Raw genomic sequence first — 22,442 nt, 5'->3', positions numbered from 1 at the left:
CGATCCTCCTAGAACAGATCATCTAGCGACACGTTTAATGTTGCAGGAGCAGTTGATTGAGCGAATGCAGCTTGGCTCACTACGGCCACGCCATAATACTTCAGCACCGTGGCAAAACCTTCTTCATCCGTAAGCACGCCAACGCCGTTCTGTTGTTGCTTCCTTGCCTCTTCTTTCATGGCAGACACACTTCCCTCGATGTTTTTGCCTTGGGCCAGTATGAGCTCCGCATGCTGCGGATTGCTCCGTACATGATTCATTAGGAAAGCGGCAACCACTGCTACATACTTATCCTTTGGCTTTGCGGTTACTTCGGCTTGCAGCTTATTCAGTGCTTCCTTCAACATTTCCTGTCTCCTCCTTCCTGGCAAGGGCGACGCACGTCCGCCGCCCTGCACAGCTATAATTACGCGATGATCGTGACTCGGCCGCCCTTGATCTGATCCTGCAGCCTATCGCTCAAGTACGCACGAATGGAGTCAATCGCAGTTAGCTTCCACGCTCCACCGTCCGCTTCGAACAGTGCCGCTGTCGGTCCCTTCTGCATGCGGAAGACGAATTGACTCTCAGGCTGTACGATCTCGACGAACGTTCGGAACGGCTTCAGGAACACCGGATTCGGCACGACTACCGGCGCGACTGTAGCTACCCCCGTCTTGGCCGTCACCTGCTGTGCGATTCCGTCGTCTCCGAAGGTCGTGACATGCTCGTCCTTCACATTGCCGACAATGGCCAGCAAGGTCTGGCGATGCTCATTAGGGACGAAGCAGCTCTGTAGGAGAATATTGAAGTGCTCCAGATCCAGGAATCGTTCGAACGGAATGCTCGGAAGCAGCGCCGATGCCTTCAGCAGATGGTTGCGGATCATGTCGCGGTTGAAGGTGCTGTACACATTGACTTCGGTAGGGCTGGATACTTGGATGAGAACAGCAGGCTGCTCGTCGTAGTTATGGATGATGTAGTCCACAAGTCCAGATAGGTTCCGTACCTGAAGCGGTTCTGGCGTCGCCTGTCGGACCGCGTGTAACGGCTGGGTGGAGTAGATCTGGCCCTCGATATTCTTCGTCTCGGAAGTAAAGTTCATGATAATATACTGCAGCGCTTCTTTGATCATCGGATGATTGCTCCTTCACTTCATGATTGGTGGGTCTAGCGGAAGTTCCCGTTCACTACCTTGCCGCCTGTCGCGTCTGCCACGTCTCCATCGTTATTCACGATGAGCTGATTGGGATCTCGTGTCAGCAACTCCTTCATCACGGCTTTCCCTTCACGATCGAAGTCGAACACGAACGACGTCGGAATGCCCTTGGATGGGGCGAGGCTCGACTTGACATTAATCTCTGCGGATGCCATCTGACGCGTCTCATTCGGCGTGATCTTGATAGACAGCGTGACCGTCCTTGAGGCGCTCGCCTTCGTATTCGGATCAAGGACGTTCTCTGCGACCTTGCGCAGCTCGATGTTCAGCTTCTCGGCCAAGCCGCCGCCTGCAATGTCGTTGATGGACAAAATCATATTGGACATAGGGTTCACCTCCTTTCACATGTCCTCTGCTAAGCGGTGAATGTAGCTCCTGAGCTACAGCGCCAGAATTTAGTTGGTGTCGTATCAAGGCAGAACCCTCCGGGCGGAAAGGAGTGTGATGCGTCTTCTTCTTCTTTTTTTTCAAATCTGAATTTTCCCAGCGGCTCGCATCCGCTATGGAAAGTCGCAACTTAGACCCAATGTCATTGTCGATGATCGCTAACGTCTCACCTGTCACAGTCAAACGTTGGCTGGATGGGAAAGTCAAACCGAGATTCGATAACTTAAATCGTCTAGCAGACGTACTTGATGTCCCAAGTGATTACCTGCTAGGCAGAACCTAACATAAACTATGGCCCGGAGGGCTCTGCCTTGATACGACCTATACAACGCTAGCCTCCACCTCGTTCACAGCAAGCCAGCCCATCGCATCGGGTTCATTACAGAAGAAATCTAACCCCATGGTTTTTCGGCATTTTAGAAAGCGTTAGTTGATTCGTAAGCCTTTCAGTAAATTCACTGGCATCAATAACAACTGTTGGTGCCAGTTTTATCATGACAGCTGGCTGATCTGCTCGTAACAGTTCAGCCAATTCCTCCCGTACGATCTCCCGAACCCTTTGTTCATCCACCATCTTCACCTCCCTTCCTGCCATATGAATAGTCAGACATCAGTCACTACGAAATTCATACTGACCACCTATAGCCTCACCCCCACCTTCCAAATGCAGGATATTCTCCCTAATATGTCGAACTTCATAGCCGTACATACAGTTCAATACTAGTGCGAAAGGATGAGAGCATGACTATACCGATGAATTGGAGCCCACTTGATAGAGAGATTTATGAGCTTAGAGATCATGTACAGTTAGCCAAGCAACAAGGTGGCTACAGCGCTGCCATCGAACCGCTACGAATACTACATGCTAAGATGTTGGAGCACGGAGGGTACGGAGTCACAGAACTACTCCGACTTCCTCTCTATCTGCAGCAAGCAGGTAAATTTGTTGAAGCACTGGAAGAAATAAATAGGCTAACTTCAAGATTTACTGAACCTCTCTCGATTTCAGTTATTGTGGATAAACGGCGACTTATGTTTCAGCGTGAGAAACGTTTTTTGGAAGCCATTCCTGACGGTGTATTTTCTTATTTTTTTGAGATGCTCAGTCTATATCAATCCGCAGCTGAAAACATGAAAAATATGGACTATTTCTATAGTGAAGAAGGTGAATCTATTCAGTTATGCGAACATTTCAACAATAATGCTCAGTTTTGCTTGGATAAAATTCAGACTATGCAATCACATGAATATATTCATGACATGTTACTCAAGCTTCTAAAAAAGGCTAAACGGACAGACTTATTAGACGAATTGACTGATTTAATCAACTATCATTTAAAAGATCTGCATAGCTTTGACGTTCCCTTGTTCGATAAACAAATCAGACAAATCTTGTTTAGATGAGAACATCCTCCTCTCGAATTATTAAACCTCTCGTTGCGGTCAGACTGACTCTTACGAGTAGCTGACCGCACCACACCAGTGACTCCCCCACTCTGCATTCCAAGCTCCTGCGTCCTTCATAGGCTGTTCGCACTGATATCATCTTGGTGAACTCAATTAACATGGCACTACGAATTCAAAGCTTGTCCATGCAAGCCGAATCGATCGGAGAATCGGCTTGCATGGTACGCATGGAAGCTACGCTTGCAGTCCCGCAGCTTCCTAGCCAGAATCCCGTACTGCCGCGAACGGTAGTCCTGCCCGCGGCACATCTGCTCAGCCGCCATCGCCAGCAGTTCGAGCGATTGTCCATCGAGATGCAGCTCAGCCGTAGCCTCGTCCTCGGTCAATGAGTGCCGATCGGTCACATACCGCTGTCGCTCGTCTCGTAGCTGCTGCTGAACGCCTTCGCGCACGGCAAACACGTGCTGCAATATCGAAACGACGACAATCTCGGTATGCACAGCGCCGTTGACACAGCGGTACAGCTCGATGAAGCCATGCTCCAATTCGCGGTACGCCCATACGTGCTGCTCAGTAAACTCATGGGTCACGATGTATGCGTGACCGTTGTGAATGATCGTCTTCTCACTCGAGTCATGCAGCACACACGTCCTGAGACTCCTCCGATCGGCTCGCGCCTTGCTGTATATCCGAGCAACAGGCTCAGCACCTTCACCTATGTTCCCATCCCGATCGACGTCACGGCTTCGGTATACGAGCAACGCGTCCGCTATACGCACGATCCACCAATCGTCACATTCGTCCAGCAGAGCTGGAGTCACATCTGGCGGCTGCCACTGGCTGTGCGGTTGGCACAATCGCTCGAGGAGCTCTCGCAAGGTCTCACGCACCGGCGCGCACCTCCTTGTCAAGCTGCTGCTTTAGCGTTATACTTGGGCTAAGATGGTTTTCCAATGCAATAATGATCAAGTCGCCCTGGCCGGCGGCTTTTTCGTTTTGTCGGAAGAGTAGAGCTTCCAGCTCCGCAATATCGTTACAGACCCAATCGTACGCACCTGCAACATATCCTTCCGGCTGTTGGAGCATCTGCTCCCTGATACCATGCAGTCCAGCAAGCCGCTGATACGCCTCCACCTTCGTATGTATTGTATTCACGTGATCCCTCCTACCTGTAAAATGCTTTGCATAATCGTCATTACGTCCACGCCGTTACATAGAGCCATGAGTACATCCTTCGATCCTGTTGCCTCTGCCCACTTGAGCATCGTCGTCATCGTCGGTTCCTTCTGATCGTTCTCGTACTTGCTGATACAGCTTCGAGATCGATATAACTTCTCAGCGAGCTGTTCTTGAGTTAATCTGGCTCGTTCTCGGCAGGCTTGCATAATCGCGCCGAGCTTCAAGGTATCACCTTCCCTCTCGTTCTATATTGGAACTGACAAGCGGACCGTCTCATACTATGATGAAATTGTGCTTATACGGCTTGTCCCATTCTGTAAGGCTCGCGGCCGGATCGGTGCGAGCTGTTTTTTTATCTGATGATCCTAAGGATGAGATGGCATAAGTTCAGCTTGTGCGCGGCACGACCATGAAGCCCTCTGCCTCCAGCAATGGGAGCAGCTCGTCACGCTCGGCCTCCGTCTTCGCTTGATGGAAGGCACGGACGACCTCCGACTCCGCCATGCGGCGCTTCCAGATGCTCCAGGCAGTGCGGTAGTAGCTGCTCAGTACCTTCTCCCGTTCTTCAGGCGTCTTGGCGATATACTTGTCATTCACGTGGCATAGCGAGTTGCCGTACTTGTACGTTGCTACGATCTTGCCTTCGTATTCTTGCTGACCCATGGACATCGACCTCCTATGGGTATGTATATGCTCGATACTGGATGGGACGGGCATTGTTTTTTCACCTCCTGTGCTCGCTTGCATGCTAAATTTTCAAATCAACTTCGCGAATTGCGTAGCGCGTTGGCAAAAAAATATCTTCTTTTGCTTTTCCATATACCAGAGCAATAGCATTTGCCCGCTCTGAGCTAACATGTCGATGACCATTCTCAATTTGAGAAAGGTATCCAGCTGAAATATTCAATAACCTAGCAGCCTCCTCTATTGATAATCCTGACTCATACCTAGCCAACTTCACTCTATTCAAATATACTCACCCCTCAACTTCTCAAATCGCGTTGTATGTTGACATTTTACATTGCATAACGCGAAGTTGTCAATGCATTTTGCGAAGTCAATAGAAAAAAATTCACATTTTGCAAAGTGCAAAGTATAATTTAGATTAAAAGGCGGTGTATAAGAACAATGTTCGGGCAAAGAATTCGGGAACTACGACAGAAATCAAATCTCACCATGAAAGAATTCGGAAAAAAATTCAACCTTGCTGAATCAACAATATCTGGATATGAGAATGAAGCAAGAAAGCCTGACATTGATTTACTAAGTAAATTTGCTGATTTCTTCGAAGTTGATATTGATTACATACTAGGCCGGACTGAAGTTCCGAGTCGTCCTGTAAGTCTTGATGAATCTGACAATAATAACAACGACTCCAGAACAAATGGACGTCCATCAACAGATATTCCTGAACATGTGTCACTCAAACATTCCAGTACTAATATACATATGAGCTCTTTCCAACAACGATTTAAGCAGCTTAGAGAAGCCGCGAATTGGACGCAAGACCAGGTAGCAGACAAGCTCGGGCTCTCCCGTCCAACCATAGCCGGTTATGAGTCAGAGGATAAAAACCGAGTACCACGTGAAGAAACCTTACGAAAAATTGCTGATCTGTTTGATGTTTCAACAGATTATTTACTTGGCCGAACTAACACACCAGATCGACCAATCATTCCTGAACACGCTTCTCCCAAAGATAAGCGCGACTTCAAGAAGTTCTTAGAACAACAAGAGGTCATGTTCGACGGTGTCCCAATGGATCAGGAGAGCAAGGATAAGGTATTGGCATTCATGGAGGGCATGTTCTGGGATGCTAAAGCAAAGAACAAGCGTAAGAAAGACAAAGACAATCAATAAGGATGTGGATGTGGACAGAAATATATTGTCGGAGGGGTAGCATTGGATATCGCCCGTATCATTGCAAAGCTCGCTAGAAAGTATAAAACGAATTGCCCCTTTGAACTTGCTCGCGCACTGAACATTCAAGTCTGGTACGGTGATCTTGGGGAATGCCGCGGCTACTATCTGCGTACACTCCGCAGGCGATACATAGCCATTAACAATGCATTGAGTGATGAATGGCAGCGGTTCGTCTGTGCACATGAGCTTGGTCATGACCGACTGCACAAGGGTATGAGCCGTTTCTTCCTCGAGGAGGCAACGTTCTTTAATCCGGGGCGATACGAGAGGGAAGCTAATCAGTTTGCTGTGAATCTATTGTTGCATCAGTCAGGCACCATAGAATGCCATGAATCGGTAGAGAACTACTTTGCAAGAAATGGCATACCTCGCGAGATGACGAGATACTACCAATCCAACTTATAGTTGTCGAAATAGACCGCTCCTCCTAAGAGAAAGCGGCCTATTGTTTTATACAGAACCTTGAAGATTCTCTGTACGCACCTTCCAAATATGCTATAATCTAGCCTGTACAATTGAATCGGCTTAAGGGCGGTCGGCTAAGCTCCCAAGATGGGAGGTGATGCCTGTGGAGGTATTTCAAGCACTGCAGCTAATGTTCCTGTTCGGAATGTTCATACTTGCACTGCTTACCTACATGAATAAGAAATAGACCGCCCTGTGAGAAGGTGCGCGGTCTATTTCTCAACCACCAAAACTCAAGCCACCGCCCTTAATAGCGGCAATTGTGCAGGCCGTAGATGCTACCAACATCTGCGGTCTTTATAATTCTTATTATATCTCTCCCAAATTATACGTGCAATAACCATCCTGTCGCGAGGTGATCCCAATGTATAAGGCTCTTGATAAGAACGCTCAGTATGCGGTGTACATGAGGAAATCTCGAGTGGACCTCGAAGCGGAATCCAACGGAGAAGAAGACACCTACACGAAGCATGAACGAATACTGTTCGATCTTGCAGCGAAGCTTGGCATCCAGATCCGAGAGATCTATAAGGAGAAGGCCGGCACATCGGGCGAACGGATATCGGAGCGTCCAGAGATGCTGCGGCTGCTTACGGACGTAGAGGCTGAGAAGTGGGATGGTATTCTCGCTGTTGAAGTCGAGCGACTGGCGCGCGGCGACACGATGGACCAAGGTATCGTAGCCCAAACCTTCAAGTACTCCAACACCCTGATCATCACACCGATGCGGACGTACGATCCGAACGACCCGAATGATGAAGAATATTTCGAGTTCAACCTGTTCATGTCACGGCGTGAATTCAAGACCACCACACGGCGAATGCAGACGGGTCGTGTCATGTCCGTCAATCAAGGCAAGTACGTCGGCAATCAAGCCCCCTACGGCTACAATCGAGTGAAGCTACCTGGCAAGGGCTTCACGCTGGAGCCACATCCGGAGCAGGCGCCTATCGTGCAGCTCATCTTTGCCATCTATACCGATCCAGATCCGGACAAGTGGATGGGCACCGCCAAGCTGGCACGCTACTTGAACGAAGAGCTGAAGGTGCCTACAGCAAGGCAGACGCGATGGACAGTGGCCACAATCAACGGCATCCTTCGCAATACGGTATACATCGGTAAAGTGCGCTGGGGATCACGTCCCCTTGTGAAGAAGAAGGACTCCAAGAGCCGCCCGAGGAAGCCGCGAGATCAATGGATCGAGGCGCAAGGCATCCACCCTCCCCTGATTGATGAGGTGACCTTCGCACGGGCTCAGGAGGTCATGAAGAGCAATAGCCATGCGCCAGTGTCGAGGAACAAGATCGCTAATCCATTGGCCGGACTCGTCCGATGCGGAATGTGCGGCGGTCCAATGTTGCAAAGACCTTACAATAGCAAGATACCCGATAGCCTGATCTGCCCCGAGACCAGCTGCAGCAATGTCAGCTCATACGTCCACCTGGTGGAGCAGAGACTGCTCATCGCTCTTCAGGATTGGCTGCAGGGCCTTCGGAACGAGCTGAACGACCGACAAGAGGACCCGAGCACCGACACGCAAGCAGAGGCGAAAATCAAAGCTCTGGAGAAAGTACGAAAGGAGCTCAAGAAGCAGCTCGAGGAAGTGAATGAACAGCTCGCTCAGGTGCATGACTTGCTCGAGAAGAAGATCTATACCCTTGAAGTCTTCATGGAACGATCGACCCGGCATACCGAACGGCTGAAATCGATCAAGTCATCACTAGAGGAAACCGAGAAAGAGCTCGAGGAAGAACGTCACCGCACGTCAGCTAAGTTCGATACGATCCCGAAGGTTGAGCGCGTGCTGGACGATTATCCGCTGGCCGGCTCCCCCGGCGAGAAGAACGCACTGCTCAAGGAGGTTGTCCGACTGGTGAAATACCGCAAGGAGACCGGCGGCCGCTGGAGTGGCGCCGCGGATCAGTTTGAGCTAGAAGTGTTTCCGAGGATATAGAAAAAATAAACAATATAGAATATTATTATAATTACTATAACTGCGAGGTGAATCATGAAATTAAAGGAACAATCTATTACATGGGCTATTAAACACTTAGAAGTCGAGAAAGATACAGACTTATTCCCAAGTCCTAAAGAAATTACTGTTTTTAGCGAACATCAAGAAAAGCTTATAAAGAAGTTAAAAGATTATGATATCTCTCAGCATAAAATCAGCCCTTCAAGAAGATTTGTAATACCAAAAACTGAATTATCCTATAGGATAGCAACTCAACTCGACCCTCTCGATAGTTTGCTCCTAGCTGCAATTCTCTATGAGTATGGTGAATTAATAGAAAAGCGCAGACGACCAGTTAGTGAGAAAAGTGTTTTTAGCTATCGATTTAATCCTTTGAAGAACGGTATCTTTTACAGCAATGAAAACTCGTGGAAACAGTTCTGGGAATCCTGTCTTGAAAAGAGTAAACGTAAAAAATTCGTTGTTCAAATGGACATTTCAGATTTTTATAATCAAATCTACCATCATACAGTCGAAAACCAACTAGCTGAATCAAAATTTAATAATCAAATAATAAAATTTATTATGAGACTGCTTGAGGATATTACCAAGACTGTCTCTAGAGGTCTACCAATTGGTCCCCACTCCTCCCATCTACTTGCTGAGATGACGTTAATACCAATTGATGATAGTCTATCTATAAGAGGTCTTGATTTTTGTAGGTATGCTGATGACATATTCGTTTTCGTTGATACTGAAAAAGATGCATATAAGACAGTTTATCAAATGGCAGATATTTTAGATAAACAACAGAGGCTTGTCCTTCAAAATCAGAAAACAAAAATTTTCACTTCGGAAGAGTTCTTTGATGTTTGTCAGAAAAATTTAGACGACAACTCACAAAACGAACAAGAAGATGAAATGATCAGAGTATTAAAAAAATATACTACCGGACCGTATCAAGGAACAAACTTCTATCAATTGACAGAAGAAGAACAAGAATTATTTTCTGAAGAAAACATTCGATACCTTATTACGGGCTATCTAGATATAGATGAACCGGACTATAAGAAAATTAGATGGCTTTATAGAAGACTTGGTCAGCTTGGAGCCCCAGATGGCATTATGTTTACAGTATTAAACATACAACAGCTAATCCCAGCTATTAGTGATGTTTGTCATTATCTTATATCTGCAAGTAGAAATTTTCACGATGATTTCCTTTTATTGGGTGATCATATTGTAAATATACTTGATGATGAGTTATTTGAAATTAATGAATACTTCTATATTGCTGTATTAAATCTATTTGCAAGCAACTCAAAACTGAACCATCTTAATAAACTACTATCGCAATTTAGTTCATCATCTTCAGAAGTTAAAAGAAAAATAATCCTTGCTGCTTATGAAGCTAATGCCTCTACTTGGATTAGAGAGTTGAAGGAACTTTTCTCTACTTTAGATCCATGGAGTAGAAGAGCATTGCTAATAGCATGCTCGATATTACCAGAAGACGAAAAAAATCATTATTTGAGGCATCTGAAAAATACCCACACTTTAAGCTTATCGGAAGAAACAGTTTTAGAGTGGTCACTGTCTAAAAAAAATATTGGACTAGAAACAAAATAAATTAAGAGAAGCTGCCGAACCCCTCGGCAGCTTCTCATTTCACCCTCTCCACACAAGCCCCTCCTCTCCAAACCCGCGCCACTACAGGCTTTTTCATCACCTACACCCATAGTGCGCAAATTCCTCCGTCCCAATATCTGTAAGCAGTCCGATCACCTTATCCGGAATCGTATAGCGCTGGTTCAGGTAACGAAGCGCGGCCGCGAGCTCGCCATCTGCTCCGCCGTACTGCTCCATGAGCAGCTTAGCCATGCGAGGGTCGCACTTGCTTACCTTGACCGGATACTGCAGCTTCTTCTCATATACCCACATACCGATTCTCCTCTCCTCGTACCTCGTGCTTGCTCGGGGAATGGCTTATACTTGCCAAGGCCAAGGGGTATCGTTCCATTGCCACGGCTGCTTCGTGTAGCTTTGGCCGTAATTTTGCAGCGGTCCGAACTCCAGCTCGAACTGGTAGGCCAGCGCCTTGCGCTGCTGCGCGCATTGGTTGTATTGCTGAATCGCCTGCGTATCGTGCGGATGCGTGTCTAAATACAGATTGAGCTCCAGCAGCACGAAATCGACAGCCTGCAGCTCATGCAGCATCGTATAATAATGGTCAGGAAGCTTGTGATGCATATCGTCCCCTCCTCGTAACTCAATATTGACGCGGCTCGTAAGGGCTGTAGAGCGCAGGCCACAGCGTACCGCACTTCAGCGCCTCCATCGGCGAGAATTGCGGCAGACCAGGCGGCTGGAACGGAATGTACAGGTTAATCGGCGTAGAGTATGTTTTTACGGTTACAGGCGGACACGGATCGAACGGACTGACATACGGGTACCAAGCTTTCGTTTGCTCCATACACCGGACCTCCTTTACGAATGACTACATTTATGTATACAGAGCTGTGTAGCCTGTTATGCTTACGAATTCGAATTCAAGCCACCTCCCCTTCCATCAGTAAAAAAAAGCTGCCCCGCAGCCGGAGATCCGGTCTACAAGACAGCCCTAGGGAAGACGCATAACGTTAATGAATATCCTTCTTCTTGAAGCGTCCGCCCTTCACATCATGAATGTTGCCGACGGCAAGGAACGCGGCCTGATCCTTCTCCTCCACGATGGACTTCAGCTTCGCCTCCTCCAGTCTGTTAATGACGCAGAAAATGACGAGCTTGTTACCGCCGCTGAAGGCGCCTTCTCCTTGCAAATACGTGACACCGCGTCCGAGACGGTGGAGGATGGCGTCGCCGATTTCCCGGCTGTTGTCACTGATAATCCAGACCGCCTTCGATTCGTCGAAGCCCTCGATCGTGATGTCGATCATCTTGAAGGCGATGTAATAGGCAATAAGCGAATACATAGCGTGATCCCAGCCGAACACGAAGCCTGCGCTGGTCAAGATGAAGAGGTTGAAGAACATGACAATTTCGCCAACCGAGAACGGGGTTTTTTTGCTGAACAATATCGCCATAATTTCCGTACCGTCCAGCGAGCCTCCGGATCGGATCACCATACCGACGCCAACCCCAAGAATGATGCCCCCGAACACAGCGGCGAGCAGCGGATCTACCGTGAACGGTTTGACCGGATGGAGCAGCGTCGTGCCAATCGACATCATCGTAACGGCAAATAAAGTGGAGAACGCGAATGTTTTACCGATTTGCTTATAACCGATGAATAAGAACGGAAGATTGAAGAGCATCAGGAATACCCCAATAGGTATCCCAGACAGGTGAGACGTAATAATCGAGATGCCGACGATGCCTCCGTCGATAATGTTATTAGGAATGAGAAATATTTCAAGTCCGACTGACACTAGAGCAGCTCCGATTAGCATCAGCACGGCTCGCCTTATTAGCTTGGCAGGTGCGATCTTCGTATGCTGCTTCGTGTTCGCCACTCCGTTCTGCACATGCATTCCCCCTTCTGCTCACATACAACTAGGCTAGGCTATATGGAGCCTAGGAGCCTAGTTTAATGTTTATTTTTAATATACCAACCCGTCGCAGCGCCTCGAATATAATGACCATGATCGGTCCAAGGAACAAGCCGAGCACACCGAGCGCCTGAAAGCCCACATACATACTGACAAGCGCGGCAAGCGCATTGATGCCAACGGCTTCACCGATAATCTTCGGCTCGACGATTCTGCGGAATACGAGGATGACCAGGTACAAGATGACGAGCCCGACGGCCAGATGCACGTTGCCCACGAATAAGCTATACCCTGCCCAAGGCAGCAGCACGGCGCTCGTCCCGAGAATCGGTAAAATATCGACGGCGATAATCAAGAGAGCGATTGCCATCGGATAGTCTACCTTCAAGATGAGTAAGCCAATCAGCGTCACGATGTAGGTCAGGAGGCTGATCAAGCCTTGTGCGAAGATGAAGCCGATAATCGCACGCCGCAAATCGGTCAGCACCTCATTAACCTTCGACCTCGAGGAGCTTTCGAACATACTCAGGAACGATTGGTGCAGCTTAGGCAAGCTGAAGGAAATTAAGTACAGCGCGATCACGAAGACGATGAAGAAGATGAACATATTCGGGATCGCCTTGGCAATACCAATCAAGTAGCCGGTCGCCGCGCTGATGATGCTGTTGACGTTCTCGGTCAAGCCTTGCAGACCGTTCTCAAGCCATCTCTGGGCATCCAGTGCCATCGCTGGAGGAAGCGTATCGAAGAAGAACTGCGTCTGGATCGTTGCTTCTTCAATGAAGTCGGTAACCTCGTTTAAGTACGAGGGCGCGTTTTTCAAAAACGACACAAGCTCGTTCACTACCTTGAACACGACCACATAGAGGAAGCCGAGCAGGCCGCCAACGAATAGAGTACAAACAATCAGACTTGCCCCGATGCGGGGGAGTCTCAGGTACTTGTTAAGCATTAGCACGACTGGCTCAAGCAAAATCGCAATCAGCATCGCCAGCATGAACGGGAAGCCGAGCGTAAATGAGGCGTAGATCAGAAGAGCAACTAGCAGGCAGAACACTAAGGTACGTAACGACATTGCCGAAAGCTCCTCCTCGATAATCGAATAGATCGTTCGTTCACATAATCGATTGATGCTGTTCCTTACCCGCCAATGCGCCCTACGTTAAACGATCGCTTGACGCTTCGTAAAATCGACATCCCGATAATACGTATCAGCCACAAGCAGATTCGGACCGCAGCAGGCTGCCGCCGCGCAATAGCAGCTGACAGAGCTATACAACGGATGCTGCTTCCAGCGGGCGAATACTTGATCGAGACGGTCATGGAGCGCATTACCGAGCGGCGGAACGTCTGAGAAGTCTGTAACGTACACGTCCCCGGTGAACACATTGACATTGAGCCTATTGCGTCCGTCAGGATCATTGCGTACCGTTACGCAAGGCTCACGACGCAGACGCTCGACGATTGCTCGATCCGCCTCGGAGGAGCTGCAGGCATAGAACGGCAACGTTCCGAACAGCATCCACAGGTCGCGTCTTCTGCCGTCCAGAAGCTGGTTAATGGCGTCACGCGTCTGATCTAATGAAAGAACCGGAAGATTCGAAGCGAACGCGCTCGGGTACATCGGATGCACCTCATGCCGCTGACAGCCCATCTCAGCGATCAGCTGATGAATGCCGACCAGCTTCTCGTGCGTCCGATAATTGATCATCGACTCGGCCGATACGAGCATGCCGCCCTTCGTAAGCGCTCTAGTATTGTCGACCATACGCTCGTACAGCTTATTGGCGGCTTCTCTCGGTGTACGGCGCTCCGAGCGAACGAAGCCCACCTCATAGAAATCGTCTGCATTCAAATAATTAAACGATATATGCATCACATCCAGATAAGGAGCAAGCAGCTCATAGCGTGAAAGATCTAGCGTAAGATTGGAATTAATCTGGGAGCGGACACCGCGCTCACGCGCATATCGAAGCAACGGAACGATATATTCGCCCACCGTCTGCTCATGGAAGCTCGGCTCTCCTCCCGTGATGCTGATCGTCTCCAGCTGCTCTACCTCATCAAGTCGCCTTAGGAGGTCAGCTAGCGGTATACGCTTGCCTTCGGTCAAGGTCAGCGTCTCTCCGACAGCGCAATGCTCACAGCGCATGTTACACAGGTTCGTCACGGTCAGCTCGACGCTGGTCAATCGGTGCTCCCCGTACTGCTGATAGACGGGCAACGGATCCCACGGATCGTAGGCCGGAGATAGCTTGCGCCATACGGAGAGGTTGTTCGGTAAGGAATCAGACATAATATTCGGCACACCTTATTCTTGTTAGGATAGGAAGTCTTAGGATAGTTGGTATCTAATAAAATCTATTCTCCATTGTATCGCAACACGCACAAAAAGAAAACAAAATGCCAATAGGCCGCCCCCTGGATAGGACAGCAGCCATCGCTCCAGACGAAAGCCGGTTCATCCAACCGGCACATCGTTAATGTCGGTGATGATAACGTTTAGCACCTTGGACAAATCCATCTCCTTCGAGCCATCCAACTGCTGTCCGGCCTCATCCTCAAGAATGCGAACGATCGGGCGGTGCGGCACCTTCGTATTCAAATCAACGACGACGCCCTTCTCGCCAGTACTCAGCGTAACTGTAATGCCGATTGGATAAATTGCAATTTTGTCCCGGAACAGCTCCAGCTTCTCCTTGTCGTACAGCGTCCCACAGCCGCCAAACAGCCTCTCCATCGCCTGATGCGGCAGCATCGCTCTGCGGTATACACGGTTCGTCGTCATCGCATCGTAGGAGTCGACGATTCCGATCACCTTGGCCAGCTCATGAATGTCATTACCCTTCAAGCCTCGCGGGTAGCCGCTACCGTCCAGACGCTCATGATGCTGTAGCGCGCAATGTGCCGAGAGCAGAGGGATATTCGGTTCATCCTTCAAGTACTGGAAGCCGTACACCGTATGCTGCTGAATCAGTGAAAATTCCTCATCGCTCAGCGGCTCCGTCTTGTTCAGAACAGTGAGCGGTACATGGATCTTGCCGATATCGTGCAGCAGCGAGCCAAGACCTAGCGTCATCAGCTCCTCCCGGGTATAGCTGTCGGCCATGCCGAGCATCACGGAGTAGATGCACACGTTAAGCGAATGATGAAATAAGTATTCATCTGTTGCATGGATCGCGGAGAGCATAATCATCGCGTCCTTATGGGTGCTTAGCTCCTGCATGATTGTGTCCATCAAGCCTCGGAACGATTTGCCCACCTGCAGCTGCCCGACAGCCTTCCTCCGAATATCGGTCTCAGACAGCTTGCGGAACGTATCACGAATCTCGGTAATGGCGCGAATGCGCGTCTCGTCAGACAACATATCTCGAATGACAATATCGCTCGTCCGCGGATCTTCTATATAAATCTGATGAATTCCGTACTGCTCCAGTCTTTGCAGCAAGCTCTGTGTGAGCTCGACGTGCTCACCTAGCAATATTAAGCCTTCCGAGTTGTAAATTCTTTTGCCGAGCCTCATCCCAGGCTCTACCATGCTGATCGGCAGCAGTCGCATAGCTGATACCACGTCTTCCTTCTGTAATATGATGCGGTCTCATCGTCTTCATCCTTCAGCCTATCCGATTTCCGGTAAAGTAGCAATGCATTTTCGACATGTTGGCGCTTACTTTTCATATTTTTTTGCACAAACAGACAAGCCTCACCAGGCTTGTCTGTCGAACTGTATGAAGCTAAACAGGCATCGAACGCCATCGCTTCAAGGCGCTCTCCGCAAGCGCCTGCGGGCTCCGCAGACGTTCCAGCAGGATGTCACGAATAAATTCGGGCAAATAATATTCGACATCGGTGCCTTGCCCAATGCTCATATAGCCGATACCGAAGGTGAACATGTCAATCGTTCCTACAGAGTACGAGCGTTCCAACTGCAGCTGCTCATTCCCGACGAAGACCGATACGAGCTTCGAATAAGGCGGTCTCGCGTGATCATACTCGACAACGATCCCCGCGAGGCACAGCGTGCCGAGCACCTTCCCGCGGAAGCCGAAGCCGTACAGCGGCTTGCCCATAAATTCGGGAAGCAGACTTTCCTCCAGCGCCTGCCAGATCTGCTCTCCTGTCAGCGTCATTCGGCATGGGTTGATCGGAGAAGGGCATAGCTGCAGCAGGGAGCCTGCCGTTACCGGCCCCTGCGGCGGCCCTCCTAGCAGCTGCCCTGCATTAACGAGGCCGATCTGCGCACCGGCCCGCTCGCGCAGCCCCTCTGCGAGCAGGTTGCCAAGCGGTGATTCGCCGTACCAGTCTGCCGGCATGTCACGATCAAGCGTGACGACCTCTCGCGAGAGCGCCTCCTTGGACTGCTTGCGATAAGCATCCACGATGGACAGTAGCTCCGGGTCCGGACGCGCCTCCTGAGATGGATGAACAACCGTACCAATCAGCTCCACCTTGCCGGTGGAGCGGTCTATTTGCAGATCGACAGAGCCGACGTACTGCCCGAACTTACCAGTTGCACATATCCAGGCTCCTCCAGCATACAGCGGCTCGGTGAGCAGATGATGTGTGTGCCCGCCTAGAATGACATGTATGCCGGGAATCTCCTCCGCAAGCCTCTCATCACTGCGAATGCCTAGATGAGACATAACGATAATGACGTCGGTGATCGGACGCAGCTGATGAACCGCTTCTCGCACCGCATCGAATGGATCTGTAACGTCCCAGCCAAGCAGCCTGTAGAACTCGGTGAATGGAGCCGTAACGCCAACGAGGCCGATCCGGATGCCGGACTTCTCCAAGATGTGCCATCGCTTCATCCAGCTCGGTACGTCGCCGGTCGTACGCTCGAGAAGATTGGCGAGCACAACCTGGCACTTGGCCTGCTGACCATACAGCTTCTCCAGCACCTCAGACGTGTACGTCAGCCCTTCATTGTTGCCAAGAGTAATGGCGTCATAGCCGCTTGCATTCAGCACCGCGACATTCGCCATTCCTTCGGTGCCCTCTGTCTCCGGACGCATACGGTCGATGTGATCGCCAATGTCCAGCACAACGGTATGCTCTGCGCCTGCATCCTCCTTCAGACTTCGAATCCAGGAGGCCATATGCGGCATTTGCTCAAAATGGCTATGTATATCGTTCGTATGTATTATTCGAAGCTTAATCGATTCCTCCGTAATGTGAAGCACCTGCCTTCGACCTTATTCCTTGCCGCGCCCTGCGCCGCCGAATAGCTGCTCCGGGCTTATCGTGTTGAGGAAGCCATACTCCGCCTGCTCGCCAAGAGCTGGATTGTATAGCACACGAAGGCTGACTACCCCCTTAACGTGTAAGCAGTCACTGCTGCCATGGGGCACGTAGAGCCGCATCGGAAACCCCTTATCCAGCGGTGTCCCATCCTCCTTCGCATAGACGATGAACGCATCGGTCAGCTGCTTCCACGGAATGAGCGCCCGAAACTCATCGACCGCTGTTACTTGAAGATGTGTAGGAGCAGCCTCCTGCTTCGCCTCCGAGCCTGTCTGCTCCTGCTTTGTCTGCTCCTGGCCAGCCTTATGCTGAGCGCACCAGCGAGCGTACCACTCGTTCCAATCGATCGCATATCCGTTTACCTTCTCCAGCCTCGCGCTCAGGTCTGCAACAGCAGGCCCCAGCTCAGCTAGCTCGGCCGCGGATTGATACGTTTGCCTTCCTAAACGTTCGTCCTCCATCATAATTTCCACTTGCTTCACTAGCTTCACGTCCCCCGTCTCTCATCATTTCCAGTTTGCCGCAGCATAAGCAGCTTTGTTGCCATTATATCACTTTTGCCTTCAATTATGGTATGCTGGGATATAATCGAACGCAGCAGACTCAAGCTGCTGCATCTATCGTACAACAAGTGACCCGGAGTGATGAGATCATGAAGCTGAAGGTGCTGCTGTTTGCCGGCTTAGCGGACGTCATGGGCGCCCGTTACATCGAGGTGGATACGGAGCAACATACGCTGAGCGTTACTGAACTGAAGACGTTGCTAGCCCAGCGCCATCCACAAGCTAGAGGCGTGCTAGCCACTGCTTATGTTGCGATAAATCAAGAATATGCAGCTGAGGACGCGCCTATACACGAGAACGACGAGGTCGCGATCATTCCTCCTGTATCTGGAGGAGAGCCTGAATGGGCCGAGCTTACGTATGAGCCTATCATACCGGATCAAGTAACTGCCAAGGTGCTCCATCCGAATCATGGCGCAAGTCTATGCTTCATCGGGACGACCCGTGAATGGACGAACGGACAGCGTACGCTGCTGCTGGAGTACGAGGCTTATGAGCCGATGGCGATCCGTAAGCTGGAGCAATTAGTCGACGAGATTAAGGAGCGCTGGCCGGGTACGCTGTGCGCAGTTACCCATCGGCTCGGTCCTGTTGCTGTCGGCGAGATCAGCGTCGTCATAGCCGTATCGTCCCCACATCGCGATGCCGTCTACGAGGCGAATCGGTATGCGATCGAGAGACTGAAGCAGGTCGTACCGATCTGGAAGCGGGAGCGCTGGGAGGACGGCTCGGAGTGGAAGGGGCATCAGACGGGTCCATGGAACCCGCTAGCACCTGTAGCACGTGAAGGAGGCTTGAACGAGCAATGAATGATTCGACATTAGCTCCGCAGGAGCACATAACCATAGATCGTGAGCGGTATTCGAGACAAATGCTGTTCCAGCCAATCGGCGAAGACGGCCAGCTGAAGCTGCTCCAAGCCCGCGTCGCCATCGTCGGCATGGGAGCGCTCGGTACAGTGCTTGCCAACCACGTCGTTCGGGCAGGCATCGGGTTCGTCCGCATCATTGATCGCGATTTCGTCGAGCGCAGCAACCTGCAGCGGCAGATGCTGTATGACGAGCAGGATGCTGCCGCCTCCTCGCCGAAGGCCGAGGCAGGCGCAGCTCGCCTTCGTGCATCGAACTCTAGTATCACGATCGAGCCGATTGTCGCCGACCTGAACGCCATTAATGCGGAGGAGCTGCTTGGCGACGTCGATCTCATACTCGACGGTACGGACAATTTCTCCGTTCGCTTTCTCATTAACGATGTCAGTGTCAAGCTTGGCATTCCGTGGATCTATGGCGGTGCCGTCAGCTCCCGCGGCGTATCGCTTACCATAGTTCCGGGTGTCACTCCATGTCTGCGCTGCCTGTTCGGACAGCCGCCAGCCCAAGGCACGGCTGAGACGTGCGACACGGCTGGAGTCATCGGACCGCTAATCCATACGGTGGCATCTCATCAAGCTACCGAGGCGTTCAAGCTGCTCGTCGGTGCAGACGAAGCCCGCAACCGCAAGATGGTACACTGGGACGTATGGTACAACCATTACTCTGCTGTCGATGTGTCCAAGGCGCGTAAGGAGAGCTGTCCATGCTGCGGCGAACGCCGCTTCGAATACTTGGATGCCAGCATCGATGAAGATACGATCCAATCGATGTGCGGACGCAACTCGGTCCAGATTCAGCCCAGACAGCCGATGAGCCTGTCACTCGACGAGTGGGAGCAGAAGCTGCGTCCAGTCGGCCGCGTCGAACGCAATCCATTCTTATTGAAGCTGCACGTGAGCGACGAGCTGACGCTGGTCCTCTTCCCGGACGGACGATTAATTGTACAAGGCACCGACGATCCTGTTACAGCCAAGAGCTTGTACAGTCGATACATTGGGATGTAGTGAACAATTACAAAGTGCCGCAGTCAATCGCTGGATCGACGCGGCACTTTTTTTCACTCTCCCGTCTAGTACGCCACACGCTTGGCAAACAGGAACGTCTCTTTCCAATACGCTTTGTTGATATTCGTCAGCTGTACACCATCCTTCGGCTGCGGCGACGAATGAATCATCACTTGGTTTCCGATGTAGATACCGACGTGTCCGACAATCTTATTGCTCTTGAAGCGCCCAGGAACGTAGAAATAGAGCAGGTCGCCCTTGCGCAAGCTTTTGCGACTAACCGTCGTCCCCTTCTTCGCCTGCGCCCGCGACGTACGCGGGAACGTGATGCCGTATTTCCCATACACATACTGGACGAACGTCGAACAATCAAAAACACCAGACTGCGGGTACGGCTTCGCTCCAAAGTCATATTTAACACCGAGATATCGCTTCGCACGCGCAATCATCGCGTTGATGTTAATATTCTTCAATACGGGGATGGCATCCTCATCGGACCAGACTGTATCGTCGGCGCCGATCGGCAGCATCATGGGCTCCGATTCATCAACTGTGCCCTCTTCACCCTTGAACGGATCGCTCGGGTCATCGCCGAATTCCAGCTCTCCGCCTGTGTTCACCTCGTCAGGACCGTCAATCGAGCCGTTAACCGCCGCGCCGCTCGCCTTCACTACGAGAGCCTTATTCTCAACGGTGTAATCGAAATCGTCCGCAAGCAAGAACGACAGCGCAGACACAGGGATTAACAGCTGAGAATTATGAACGATCGGGGCTTGACTGATCGTCGTCTGCTCGTCACCACGAGTCACCGTCGTACTGTTCGACTTCAGCTCGTACGCCGCATCGTTGTCGCCGAACATGAATGTATTCGTATCCTTCTCCCACTTGCTTAGAAAATCAAGCCCGTTCGCCAGCTCCGACCCCGCGACATAATCGACGCCGCCTACATTCACGAACGGAATTCTCAGCGTCTCTTGATTACCCAGCATGTTGATCGTACTGCCTTGTCCGAGCGCAGTCGACTTCCCGTTCAGCTGCTCGCTCAGCTGACGATCTGCATTCTGATGCTCCCGATTCGGGACATCCTGCTGCGTCAGACGCTGCTCCTTCGAGATTTGTCCGCAGCCGCTCGACGTAACGAGCATAGTCATTGCTACAGCGGCTGCAAGTAACGAATAGCTTCTCTTCTTCATGTTCACGACTCCTTGTTGTCTCATTTAGTGGTCTGCCTATAGCTTGAGACAACAAGGAGGGGGATATGCATGGAACGACGAGAATTAACGACATCAGCCTAAGCCACATTAATCCTATTCAAGCCTTACAGCACGAACGGAACTGTCCCATTCTGATCAACTTCATATCCCCACCTGTCAATGTAAGCCTCTCCGGGTAAAAAATCGTCATCGCGCTGTTTCAATAGGCTCATTAATCTTAGGTCCAGGTCTTTTTGAAGCTGCTCGTATTCATGAAGATCAACCAAATTATGTAGTTGCAGTGGATCCACTTTATTGTCATACAACAGCCACGGACCCTTCAAATCCTTAACGTAGGTATAACGTTCTGTCCGTATCCCTCGGTATTCTCTTCCATTCTGAATTCGTTTATACTCACCGAATGGATGGGGGCACATTATTAAGGCTTCCTCAATGTGCAATGTTTCTTCTCCAAGAAGATGCGGTGTGAAGTTCGTCCCCTCCACGGTTTCGGGAATAGTCAACCCGCATAACCCCAGCAGAGTGGGCATAATGTCTGGTGTATTGAACGGGATGCTAATTTCCTTTGCCTTATTACCGAATTCACGTGGATAATGAAGCAAGAAGGGTACTCGTATGGATTCGTCCCAAGGTCTTTGCTTCCGAATTTCTCCATGAGAGTAGAGCATGTCACCGTGATCCGAGGTATATATAACAATGGTATCGTTCAATATCCCTTTTTCTGTTATCGTTTCCATTAAGCTTCCGAGGCAATCGTCCAAGGCTGTAATATGTGAGTAGTAACCTGCCAATTCTTCTCTAGCCTTTTCTTCATCGGCGTGTGGTATGTTGCCTCTCAAGGTTAATTGCTGGGGATCATACATATCTCGGTAAGCTTTCGGTGCAGTTTCATAAGGATTGTGTGGCGGCCCCCAGGAGAGCACAAGAATAAATGGCTTGTCGTCCTTATATTGAGAAATATAGCGCTGCGCTTCTTTCGTCTGCGCGAATGCATCGTAACCTTCCCACTGCTTAAATTGGTCCTCATTATCATAATAGTTGGATGTATTGTAATCATGCGTACAATTCAGCACACACCAATGATCAAAGCCTTGTCTTCTTTCCACGGGAATGAATGCACTTCTATTGGGACCGTCTAAATGCCACTTTCCAATGTAAGCTGTATGATAGCCTCCCGCTTGAAAGGCTTGCCCTAAAGACACGGCTGTATTGCTAAGTTGAACATCATTAACAAACACGCCATGAGTCAATGGATATTGCCCCGTCATTAAGCTCGCCCGATATGGCGCGCATACGGGCATACAAGATACAGCTGTAGTAAATCGAAGCGCTTGTTGAGCTAATTGATCCATGTTCGGAGTCTTAACATCAGGATGATTCTCATACCCCACGGCTTCAGCTCGATGCTGATCACTGAAAATATAGACGACGTTGGGCTTTACACCATTCATCGCACAATCCCCCTTATCATCATAAATATT

The 22,442-nt window shown here is 50.2% G+C and carries 27 protein-coding genes and 2 pseudogenes; 9 read left to right on the top strand and 20 right to left on the bottom strand.

All coding sequences use genetic code 11. The features are described 5' to 3' along the window. Positions 1–8: 8 nt before the first annotated feature. Genes PAE68_RS07520 through PAE68_RS07510 form a run of 3 tightly spaced genes read right to left on the bottom strand, consistent with a single transcriptional unit; the run spans position 9 to position 1,524 of the window. Positions 9–347, bottom strand: coding sequence for a hypothetical protein (locus tag PAE68_RS07520; protein WP_281885624.1), 339 nt, complete (start codon positions 345–347; stop codon positions 9–11). Between the two features lie 59 nt (positions 348–406). Continuing rightward, the gene (locus tag PAE68_RS07515; protein ID WP_281885622.1) at positions 407–1,114 is read right to left on the bottom strand and encodes a hypothetical protein; all 708 of its coding nucleotides are present in this window, start codon (positions 1,112–1,114) and stop codon (positions 407–409) included. 35 nt (positions 1,115–1,149) lie between these two features. After that, positions 1,150–1,524: a replication terminator protein gene (locus tag PAE68_RS07510; protein WP_281885620.1), complete on the bottom strand. Its 375-nt coding sequence runs from the start codon at positions 1,522–1,524 to the stop codon at positions 1,150–1,152. Between the two features lie 173 nt (positions 1,525–1,697). On the opposite strand from PAE68_RS07510, the pseudogene PAE68_RS22790 reads away from it, so the two are divergent. Then, positions 1,698–1,868, top strand: a pseudogene (locus PAE68_RS22790) (helix-turn-helix domain-containing protein); the annotation flags it as partial. A gap of 96 nt (positions 1,869–1,964) precedes the next feature. Here the strand turns inward: PAE68_RS22790 and PAE68_RS07505 are convergent. Next, entirely contained in the window at positions 1,965–2,159 is a 195-nt protein-coding gene (locus tag PAE68_RS07505) for a hypothetical protein (protein ID WP_281885618.1), read from the bottom strand. Positions 2,160–2,326: 167 nt separating this feature from the next. On the opposite strand from PAE68_RS07505, the gene PAE68_RS07500 reads away from it, so the two are divergent. Further along, on the top strand, positions 2,327–2,989 hold the full coding sequence (locus tag PAE68_RS07500) for a hypothetical protein (RefSeq protein ID WP_281885616.1): 663 nt from the start codon (positions 2,327–2,329) through the stop codon (positions 2,987–2,989). A 167-nt stretch (positions 2,990–3,156) separates the two neighbouring features. On the opposite strand, the gene PAE68_RS07495 is transcribed toward PAE68_RS07500, so the two are convergent. The 5 genes from PAE68_RS07495 to PAE68_RS07475 all read right to left on the bottom strand — a co-directional run bounded on the left by PAE68_RS07495 (position 3,157) and on the right by PAE68_RS07475 (position 5,141). Continuing rightward, a complete protein-coding gene (locus PAE68_RS07495) occupies positions 3,157–3,882 on the bottom strand; it encodes a hypothetical protein (RefSeq protein WP_281885615.1) in 726 nt (241 codons plus the stop codon). Further along, a complete protein-coding gene (locus PAE68_RS07490) occupies positions 3,875–4,147 on the bottom strand; it encodes a hypothetical protein (protein ID WP_281885613.1) in 273 nt (90 codons plus the stop codon). Before PAE68_RS07490 ends, PAE68_RS07495 begins: the two co-directional genes overlap by 8 nt. Then, complete coding sequence (locus PAE68_RS07485; protein WP_281890957.1) at positions 4,144–4,377, bottom strand: helix-turn-helix domain-containing protein; 234 nt, start codon at positions 4,375–4,377, stop codon at positions 4,144–4,146. Before PAE68_RS07485 ends, PAE68_RS07490 begins: the two co-directional genes overlap by 4 nt. 181 nt (positions 4,378–4,558) lie before the next feature. Next, positions 4,559–4,834: a hypothetical protein gene (locus PAE68_RS07480; RefSeq protein WP_281885611.1), complete on the bottom strand. Its 276-nt coding sequence runs from the start codon at positions 4,832–4,834 to the stop codon at positions 4,559–4,561. An 85-nt stretch (positions 4,835–4,919) separates the two neighbouring features. After that, a complete protein-coding gene (locus tag PAE68_RS07475) occupies positions 4,920–5,141 on the bottom strand; it encodes a helix-turn-helix transcriptional regulator (RefSeq protein ID WP_281885609.1) in 222 nt (73 codons plus the stop codon). Positions 5,142–5,299: 158 nt separating this feature from the next. On the opposite strand from PAE68_RS07475, the gene PAE68_RS07470 reads away from it, so the two are divergent. From PAE68_RS07470 to PAE68_RS07450, 5 genes are all read left to right on the top strand, one after another. Further along, positions 5,300–6,031, top strand: a complete 732-nt coding sequence (locus tag PAE68_RS07470) for a helix-turn-helix domain-containing protein (RefSeq protein WP_281885607.1) — start codon at positions 5,300–5,302, stop codon at positions 6,029–6,031. A gap of 48 nt (positions 6,032–6,079) precedes the next feature. Further along, complete coding sequence (locus PAE68_RS07465) at positions 6,080–6,499, top strand: ImmA/IrrE family metallo-endopeptidase (protein WP_281890955.1); 420 nt, start codon at positions 6,080–6,082, stop codon at positions 6,497–6,499. A gap of 157 nt (positions 6,500–6,656) precedes the next feature. After that, complete coding sequence (locus PAE68_RS07460; protein WP_281885605.1) at positions 6,657–6,746, top strand: putative holin-like toxin; 90 nt, start codon at positions 6,657–6,659, stop codon at positions 6,744–6,746. A gap of 177 nt (positions 6,747–6,923) precedes the next feature. Further along, a complete protein-coding gene (locus tag PAE68_RS07455; protein WP_281885603.1) occupies positions 6,924–8,513 on the top strand; it encodes a recombinase family protein in 1,590 nt (529 codons plus the stop codon). Positions 8,514–8,567: 54 nt separating this feature from the next. Further along, positions 8,568–10,142, top strand: a complete 1,575-nt coding sequence (locus PAE68_RS07450; RefSeq protein ID WP_281885601.1) for an RNA-directed DNA polymerase — start codon at positions 8,568–8,570, stop codon at positions 10,140–10,142. A gap of 111 nt (positions 10,143–10,253) precedes the next feature. Here the strand turns inward: PAE68_RS07450 and cotJC are convergent. The 9 genes and pseudogenes from cotJC to PAE68_RS07405 form a co-directional block, all read right to left on the bottom strand. Beyond that, a pseudogene (gene cotJC / locus PAE68_RS07445) lies at positions 10,254–10,454 on the bottom strand (spore coat protein CotJC); the annotation flags it as partial. Positions 10,455–10,499: 45 nt separating this feature from the next. Beyond that, the gene (locus PAE68_RS07440) at positions 10,500–10,763 is read right to left on the bottom strand and encodes a spore coat protein CotJB (protein ID WP_281885599.1); all 264 of its coding nucleotides are present in this window, start codon (positions 10,761–10,763) and stop codon (positions 10,500–10,502) included. 19 nt (positions 10,764–10,782) lie between these two features. Next, a complete protein-coding gene (locus PAE68_RS07435; protein WP_281885597.1) occupies positions 10,783–10,986 on the bottom strand; it encodes a spore coat associated protein CotJA in 204 nt (67 codons plus the stop codon). Between the two features lie 166 nt (positions 10,987–11,152). Next, positions 11,153–11,962 carry a YitT family protein gene (locus PAE68_RS07430; protein ID WP_397379419.1) on the bottom strand — a complete coding sequence of 270 codons (810 nt, stop codon included), beginning with the start codon at positions 11,960–11,962 and terminating at the stop codon, positions 11,153–11,155. A gap of 124 nt (positions 11,963–12,086) precedes the next feature. Beyond that, a complete protein-coding gene (ytvI, locus tag PAE68_RS07425; RefSeq protein WP_281885593.1) occupies positions 12,087–13,136 on the bottom strand; it encodes a sporulation integral membrane protein YtvI in 1,050 nt (349 codons plus the stop codon). Between the two features lie 87 nt (positions 13,137–13,223). Further along, positions 13,224–14,357 (bottom strand): radical SAM/CxCxxxxC motif protein YfkAB, encoded by a 1,134-nt coding sequence (gene yfkAB / locus PAE68_RS07420; protein ID WP_281885591.1) that lies wholly within the window; start codon positions 14,355–14,357, stop codon positions 13,224–13,226. A gap of 165 nt (positions 14,358–14,522) precedes the next feature. After that, positions 14,523–15,632, bottom strand: a complete 1,110-nt coding sequence (locus tag PAE68_RS07415) for an HD-GYP domain-containing protein (protein ID WP_309299315.1) — start codon at positions 15,630–15,632, stop codon at positions 14,523–14,525. Between the two features lie 163 nt (positions 15,633–15,795). Beyond that, positions 15,796–17,247 (bottom strand): bifunctional metallophosphatase/5'-nucleotidase, encoded by a 1,452-nt coding sequence (locus PAE68_RS07410; RefSeq protein WP_309299314.1) that lies wholly within the window; start codon positions 17,245–17,247, stop codon positions 15,796–15,798. A 12-nt stretch (positions 17,248–17,259) separates the two neighbouring features. Further along, positions 17,260–17,799: a hypothetical protein gene (locus PAE68_RS07405; protein ID WP_281885589.1), complete on the bottom strand. Its 540-nt coding sequence runs from the start codon at positions 17,797–17,799 to the stop codon at positions 17,260–17,262. Positions 17,800–17,960: 161 nt separating this feature from the next. Here PAE68_RS07405 and moaD point away from each other — a divergent pair, with 161 nt between their 5' ends. Both moaD and PAE68_RS07395 read left to right on the top strand, forming a co-directional pair. Further along, a complete protein-coding gene (moaD, locus tag PAE68_RS07400; RefSeq protein WP_281885587.1) occupies positions 17,961–18,680 on the top strand; it encodes a molybdopterin converting factor subunit 1 in 720 nt (239 codons plus the stop codon). Then, positions 18,677–19,747, top strand: coding sequence for a ThiF family adenylyltransferase (locus PAE68_RS07395; protein WP_281885584.1), 1,071 nt, complete (start codon positions 18,677–18,679; stop codon positions 19,745–19,747). The genes moaD and PAE68_RS07395 overlap by 4 nt, the downstream gene beginning before the upstream one ends. Before the next feature lie 65 nt (positions 19,748–19,812). Here the strand turns inward: PAE68_RS07395 and PAE68_RS07390 are convergent, their stop codons facing one another. Then, positions 19,813–20,940 (bottom strand): C40 family peptidase, encoded by a 1,128-nt coding sequence (locus PAE68_RS07390; RefSeq protein ID WP_281885582.1) that lies wholly within the window; start codon positions 20,938–20,940, stop codon positions 19,813–19,815. Between the two features lie 125 nt (positions 20,941–21,065). Continuing rightward, on the bottom strand, positions 21,066–22,412 hold the full coding sequence (locus PAE68_RS07385; protein WP_281885580.1) for a sulfatase family protein: 1,347 nt from the start codon (positions 22,410–22,412) through the stop codon (positions 21,066–21,068). Positions 22,413–22,442: the final 30 nt, after the last annotated feature.

It is taken from the genome of Paenibacillus sp. YYML68 (assembly GCF_027923405.1).
Lineage (GTDB): Bacteria > Bacillota > Bacilli > Paenibacillales > NBRC-103111 > Paenibacillus_G.
This window is presented reverse-complemented; position numbering and strand designations above follow the sequence as displayed.

Coding starts and splice junctions, on each gene's coding strand:
- PAE68_RS07520 (WP_281885624.1), bottom strand. CDS start 347: ATGTTGAAGGAAGCACTGAATAAGCTGCAAGCCGAAGTAACCGCAAAG.
- PAE68_RS07515 (WP_281885622.1), bottom strand. CDS start 1,114: ATGATCAAAGAAGCGCTGCAGTATATTATCATGAACTTTACTTCCGAG.
- PAE68_RS07510 (WP_281885620.1), bottom strand. CDS start 1,524: ATGTCCAATATGATTTTGTCCATCAACGACATTGCAGGCGGCGGCTTG.
- PAE68_RS07505 (WP_281885618.1), bottom strand. CDS start 2,159: ATGGTGGATGAACAAAGGGTTCGGGAGATCGTACGGGAGGAATTGGCT.
- PAE68_RS07500 (WP_281885616.1), top strand. CDS start 2,327: ATGACTATACCGATGAATTGGAGCCCACTTGATAGAGAGATTTATGAG.
- PAE68_RS07485 (WP_281890957.1), bottom strand. CDS start 4,377: ATGCAAGCCTGCCGAGAACGAGCCAGATTAACTCAAGAACAGCTCGCT.
- PAE68_RS07480 (WP_281885611.1), bottom strand. CDS start 4,834: ATGGGTCAGCAAGAATACGAAGGCAAGATCGTAGCAACGTACAAGTAC.
- PAE68_RS07470 (WP_281885607.1), top strand. CDS start 5,300: ATGTTCGGGCAAAGAATTCGGGAACTACGACAGAAATCAAATCTCACC.
- PAE68_RS07460 (WP_281885605.1), top strand. CDS start 6,657: ATGCCTGTGGAGGTATTTCAAGCACTGCAGCTAATGTTCCTGTTCGGA.
- PAE68_RS07455 (WP_281885603.1), top strand. CDS start 6,924: ATGTATAAGGCTCTTGATAAGAACGCTCAGTATGCGGTGTACATGAGG.
- PAE68_RS07450 (WP_281885601.1), top strand. CDS start 8,568: ATGAAATTAAAGGAACAATCTATTACATGGGCTATTAAACACTTAGAA.
- PAE68_RS07440 (WP_281885599.1), bottom strand. CDS start 10,763: ATGCATCACAAGCTTCCTGACCATTATTATACGATGCTGCATGAGCTG.
- PAE68_RS07435 (WP_281885597.1), bottom strand. CDS start 10,986: ATGGAGCAAACGAAAGCTTGGTACCCGTATGTCAGTCCGTTCGATCCG.
- PAE68_RS07430 (WP_397379419.1), bottom strand. CDS start 11,962: ATGCTAATCGGAGCTGCTCTAGTGTCAGTCGGACTTGAAATATTTCTC.
- ytvI (WP_281885593.1), bottom strand. CDS start 13,136: ATGTCGTTACGTACCTTAGTGTTCTGCCTGCTAGTTGCTCTTCTGATC.
- yfkAB (WP_281885591.1), bottom strand. CDS start 14,357: ATGTCTGATTCCTTACCGAACAACCTCTCCGTATGGCGCAAGCTATCT.
- moaD (WP_281885587.1), top strand. CDS start 17,961: ATGAAGCTGAAGGTGCTGCTGTTTGCCGGCTTAGCGGACGTCATGGGC.
- PAE68_RS07395 (WP_281885584.1), top strand. CDS start 18,677: ATGAATGATTCGACATTAGCTCCGCAGGAGCACATAACCATAGATCGT.
- PAE68_RS07390 (WP_281885582.1), bottom strand. CDS start 20,940: ATGAAGAAGAGAAGCTATTCGTTACTTGCAGCCGCTGTAGCAATGACT.
- PAE68_RS07385 (WP_281885580.1), bottom strand. CDS start 22,412: ATGAATGGTGTAAAGCCCAACGTCGTCTATATTTTCAGTGATCAGCAT.